This window comes from Cupriavidus sp. SHE, from assembly GCF_000812445.1.
Taxonomy (GTDB): Bacteria; Pseudomonadota; Gammaproteobacteria; order Burkholderiales; family Burkholderiaceae; genus Cupriavidus; species Cupriavidus metallidurans.
Genome location: NZ_JWMB01000105.1, coordinates 1 through 1,598, shown reverse-complemented (window position 1 = coordinate 1,598; position 1,598 = coordinate 1). Strand labels below are relative to the sequence as shown.

Genomic DNA, 1,598 nt, shown 5'->3' with positions numbered 1-1,598 from the left:
AAGTGATCACGTTCCGCCGAAACCAGCGATCAGCTTCCCGCCGAAACAGGTGATCACGTTCCCCCGAAATCGCTGATCACGCGCCCCGAAATACGCACGTGACGCTACCCGCGAAGATCCACCAATTCCTGCGGATGGACAGAGTGAAGCCCTCGTATCGCTACAACCGGTATCTGAAGTATCCGGCACTAGGCTTCAATGGTGGAGTAGCCATGGCCCAGGACGGGGACGTCCACACACTGACAACGACCTGGTCCCCACGCTACGTGCTGCCTCGAATCGTCCCCGTTGCACACGGGGTGGACCTAAACATCGCGCGGCTTTCACAGCCCGACTGTCTTGAGCGGCTAGCTCCGCTGCTGCCCGCATACGAGAAATGGCTGGAGGTTACGGCCCTGCGGCCTGTCGGCAAGGGGCTGGAGGGGCCGAAGGCCGCGGAGCAACAACAGGCTGAGGAGGCTCAGCTTCAGCAGGACCTTCTCGAGTGGAAAGCCGAGCTTGGCGCAATCCGTAGCGGATTGGCTATCTTGGAGGAGTCGCGTAAGCATTGGAGCGGACCTGGCCCGCAAAAAAGCCGTTTGGGCATCCCATTTGAAGCATGGGTGTCAATGAACGCCGCAATGGCTAAGGTGGCCGCCGGGAAGGGCTATGACGAGTGGCGTCTCTTCCAGCTTGCTTTCATCCTCGCTTCTATTCCAGCGTTTGCAACACGCATTCGCGAGTTTCACGACTTCTACACCCCCGAGGTTGCTAAGCACGCCAACGCCGTCACCCTACTGTACTTCTCCACTGGTGGCGGCAAATCCGAGGCGTTCCTGGGCCTGCTCGTCTTCGTGTTGCTGCTTGACAGACTTCGAGGCAAGCTACGAGGCGTCTCTGCATTGATGCGGTATCCACTACGGCTGCTAACTCTACAACAGGCGCGGCGAACATTAACAGCCATGGCAGCAGCTGAGGACGAGCGGTACCACCGCGGCCACCCCGGTGAGCCATTCTCCCTTGGGTTCTGGGTCGGAGGAAGCAATACCCCAAACTGGCACACCACCGACGGCTACACAGATGTCGACACAGTACAGGATGTCTCACCGTCGGGAGAGGTTGCCCACCGGGAAACTCAGCCATACAAGAGCGCTCGTGAACGGTGGCTCAAGCTTTCGAGTTGTCCGTTCTGTGGCAGCAAGAGCGGCAGCACGCTGGCGCTGCGCCGTAAGCCTGGAGCAGGCGGGAACGCCTTGGGCCACTACTGTACCGCGCCGAAGGCCAAGTGCTCATGGAATGAGCGCTTCGATGAGCCGACACCGCTACCCTTCTACATTGTCGACGAGGATATCTATGACCTGGCCCCATCGGTGCTCCTCGGCACAGTGGATAAGCTCTCCGCGCTTGGACAGTCGCAGGGGACCATCCGGAAGTTCTTCGGCATGTTCGGCTTCGCGCCATTCGTAGAAACGGCCACAGGCCGGCTCTTTGTCCCAACGCTAAGCAGGGATTGGGAAGGGCGTGCGTATTCCGCCGAACCTGGACACCCGCTCCGCCGCAAACTGGGCACCTGTTCCAACGCAAACTGGACACGCGTTCCAGGCCAAACTGGACACTAC

The 1,598-nt window shown here is 59.9% G+C and carries 1 pseudogene; it reads left to right on the top strand.

The features are described from left to right. Positions 1-98: 98 nt before the first annotated feature. Positions 99-1,598, top strand: a pseudogene (locus RN01_RS31545) (helicase); the annotation flags it as partial.